A 3,064-nucleotide genomic window follows, 5' to 3' on the forward strand; every position below is an offset into this window, starting at 1 on the left:
TGCTGTCCTGCGCGGCCCTGTGGTGAGCCCGGCCGGACATCCGGGTGGGACGGGGACGGAGCGGCGCCCCCGTCGGCGGCCCCGGGCCGTCACCTCGGACGAGGGCCTGCGGACGGCGTCTCCGGACGGTGCTCTCAAGCGGCGGCTTCGGCCTGTGACGGGGCGGGCCGCCGTACCGGTCGGCGCCTGAACAGCACGGCGGAGACCGCCGCCAGCAGCACCGCGCCGACCAGGCCGGTGATCCCGGCGACGGTGAGGTCCGGCGGGGCGGCGGCGTCGCCCAGGAGCAGTGGGACGGCCGCCGTGGCGTTGAGCGCGCCGTGGCCGACGGCCGCGGGCCAGACGCTGCCCGAGTACAGCCGGAGCCAGCCGAGCAGGGCTCCGTACGGCACGCAGAAGACCACGAAGAAGGGCGCCGCCCAGGCGCCGAGCGCCGGGTAGTTGTAGCCGAGCAGGGTGAGCGGGGCGTGCCAGGCCCCCCAGATCACCCCGGACAGCAGCAGCGCCCGCGCGGTGCCCAGCGGCATCAGCCGGGGCAGCAGCCAGCCGCGCCAGCCCCACTCCTCGCCGAGCGCCGCGACCGTGTTGGTCAGCGGCCCGACCAGCACCGCCACCGCCAGCTGGGCGGCGACCAGGAGGTGGGGGTCGGCTGCGGGGGCCTGGCCCGGGGCGGCTCGGCGACGGTGCGGCGGAACAGGCTGAGCCCGTCCAGGTCGAGGGCGAGCAGCCCGAGGGCGGCGCTGACCGCGACCGACGCGGCGACCAGCAGCGGGGTGCCGAGCCAGGCCAGCGCGACGAACGCGACCGTGCGGCCCCGGCGCTCGCCGAGGGTCAGGCCGGTGCTCGCGGCCCACCCGCGCCAGGGGGTCCGGGGCGCTCCGCTCCGCCTGCCGTACAGGCGGACGGCCAGGACGCCGAGGGCGGGCGTGAACATCATCGCCAGGCTGATCGCCAGGGCGGGCGGGGAGCCGAGCGCGACGTCCCCGAGCCAGAGGGGTGAGGCGATCAGCCAGGACAGGCCGAACGCGACGGACAGGAACACCCACAGGTCGGTGGGGCGGCGGGGCATGTCGTCACCTTTCACAGGCGGGACCGGCCCGCCCGCGGATGGAGGAGGCGGGCCGGAGGGGAACGGGGTGAAGGCTCTGCGCCGACGTGCGGATCGGCCGGGCGGTAGGGCTCGTGGCGGCGGGGTCCGGTCATGGGCGGAGTGCGTCGCTCTGGGCGGCGTAGGCGTTGAGGAGGGCGGCGCCGCGCTCGGCGTCGTCGGCGGAGACGGCGAACTCGCCGCCCGTGGTGCGGCGGACGACCAGGTGCTCGCCGCCGCGGAGCATGAGCGTGATCCGGCCGGTGCCGGGCAGGCCCCGCAGACCCCAGCCCCCGACCTGGGCGGGAACGGCCCGCTCCGCCCGGGCCGACTCGATCGCGGCCGCGGGCACCCGGTAGGCGGGCCGGGCCAGCGGCCCGAAGCCGATCCGCAGGCCGCCCGCGTCGACCCTGACCTGCACCGTGGCGGTGGCCAGCCCGAGCAGCCCGGTGAGGGCGACGGCGGCGACGGGGGTCCAGGCGGCGGAGCCGTCCAGCATCCCCGCGGCGGTCAGCACGGCCGCTCCCGCCGAGCCGGCCAGCGCCACCGCCGAGAGGGCGAGCAGCCAGGGGTTGGAGGTGCGGCTCACCCAGACCGCGCGCCGTCCGGGACGGAGCCGGAGACTCGGCGCCTCCTCCGGCCGGTCCGGGGCGCGGTCGGGCTCCCCCCGGCCGAGCCATCCCGCGAACACGCCCACCGCGACGGCGGCGCCCAGGACGGCGAGGACCGCCCAGCCGGGCAGCAGGGCCCGCCGCCAGTCGCCCGCGTCGAGGTTGGCCAGGAGCGTGGAGCCCTGGACGCCCAGCGCGAACACGGCCCAGCCGAACAGGAAGCCCCACCAGTGCGCGCGCGTCGCCCGCCCGCGCAGGGCCGTGCCGTGCAGCGCGGCGCCGAGCAGGAACACCCAGGCCACCCCCCACAGGGCCAGACCGGTGGCGATGTCGCCGGCCAGGGGCATGCTCCGGTCGGGAACGGAACCGCCGCTCCAGTGGACCGCCACCGGCTCGGGCAGGCGGTCGCGGAGCGCGAGCGGCACGGCGACCAGGGCCGCGGTGACGAGTGCGCCCCAGAGTGCGGCGACGGTGACGGCGAATCCCCGGGAGGAGGCGCGGCCGCCCGGCGGGGCGGTGGCGGACGGCCGTCGGGCGGAGTCGGTCATGACAGCTCCCTGATGATGTGGATGACTTCTTCGGGGCCGTAGCCGTACCGGTCGGCCTCGGCGAGCAGTTCGCGCACGGCCTCCGCCAGCGCCCCGCGGGCGTCGGGACGGCTCAGCACGCTGACGCCCCGGCCGCGGCGGAACTCCAGCAGGCCTTCATCCCGCAGCTCGCGCAGGGCGCGCAGGACGGTGTTGGCGTTGATGCCGAGCGCGTCCGCCAGGTCGCGGGCCGGCGGCAGGCGGTCACCGGGGGTGTAGGACCCGTCGGCGATGGCACGGCGGATCGTCCCGGCGACCTGCTCATGCAGCGGCCGGGGGTCGTTCAGATCCAAAGCGAGTAGCATGGTGCTATCGACACTAGCACCAACTATGCGATGAAGCTATTTGAAATAGCACCATTCGAGGTTTACCGATTGGTAGGACGACCCCTCGTTTATGCGTACGGCCCCGGCAGGACTAGCATCGGCCTACGTGACCACTGTGCGGCTGAACTCAAGTGACAACGTCGTCTCTTTCGATACCGAAGCGCTGGTCGTCGGAGTCCACACCGGCCCGGACGGCCTGCGCGCCGCTCCCGGAGCCGAAGGGCTCGACGAGGCGCTCGGCGGCAGGCTCGCCGCCACCCTCGGCGCCATGGGCGTCAAGGGCAAGCCCGGTGAGATCGCCAAGGTTCCGACCTTCGGCGCGCTGACCGCCCCGCTCCTCGTCGCCGTCGGCCTCGGCGACGCCCCCGAGGGGACTACCGACCCGAGTCCTGCGCCGCGCCGCGGGCACCGCGACCCGCGCCCTGGCCGGGACCGGCCGCGTCGCCCTCGCCC

General features: G+C 76.2%; 5 protein-coding genes. 1 reads left to right on the forward strand and 4 read right to left on the reverse strand.

Annotation, left to right across the window (positions count from 1 at the left end; translation table 11 throughout):
- Window positions 1–134 precede the first annotated feature (134 nt).
- The 4 genes from ACWJ6R_RS33430 to ACWJ6R_RS33445 form a co-directional block, all read right to left on the reverse strand.
- Entirely contained in the window at window positions 135–614 is a 480-nt protein-coding gene (locus ACWJ6R_RS33430) for a CPBP family intramembrane glutamic endopeptidase (protein WP_449066050.1), read from the reverse strand.
- Window positions 590–1,069 (reverse strand): hypothetical protein, encoded by a 480-nt coding sequence (locus ACWJ6R_RS33435; RefSeq protein WP_449066051.1) that lies wholly within the window; start codon window positions 1,067–1,069, stop codon window positions 590–592. Before ACWJ6R_RS33435 ends, ACWJ6R_RS33430 begins: the two co-directional genes overlap by 25 nt.
- Window positions 1,070–1,199: 130 nt before the next feature.
- Window positions 1,200–2,246 carry a hypothetical protein gene (locus ACWJ6R_RS33440; protein WP_449066052.1) on the reverse strand — a complete coding sequence of 349 codons (1,047 nt, stop codon included), beginning with the start codon at window positions 2,244–2,246 and terminating at the stop codon, window positions 1,200–1,202.
- Window positions 2,243–2,578 carry a GntR family transcriptional regulator gene (locus ACWJ6R_RS33445; RefSeq protein WP_449066053.1) on the reverse strand — a complete coding sequence of 112 codons (336 nt, stop codon included), beginning with the start codon at window positions 2,576–2,578 and terminating at the stop codon, window positions 2,243–2,245. The genes ACWJ6R_RS33440 and ACWJ6R_RS33445 overlap by 4 nt, the downstream gene beginning before the upstream one ends.
- Window positions 2,579–2,717: 139 nt before the next feature.
- On the opposite strand from ACWJ6R_RS33445, the gene ACWJ6R_RS33450 reads away from it, so the two are divergent.
- Window positions 2,718–3,064, forward strand: a 347-nt coding sequence (locus tag ACWJ6R_RS33450) for a M17 family peptidase N-terminal domain-containing protein (RefSeq protein WP_449066054.1), incomplete at its 3' end; no start/stop codon positions are given.

The sequence above is a fragment of the Planomonospora algeriensis genome, from assembly GCF_977012225.1.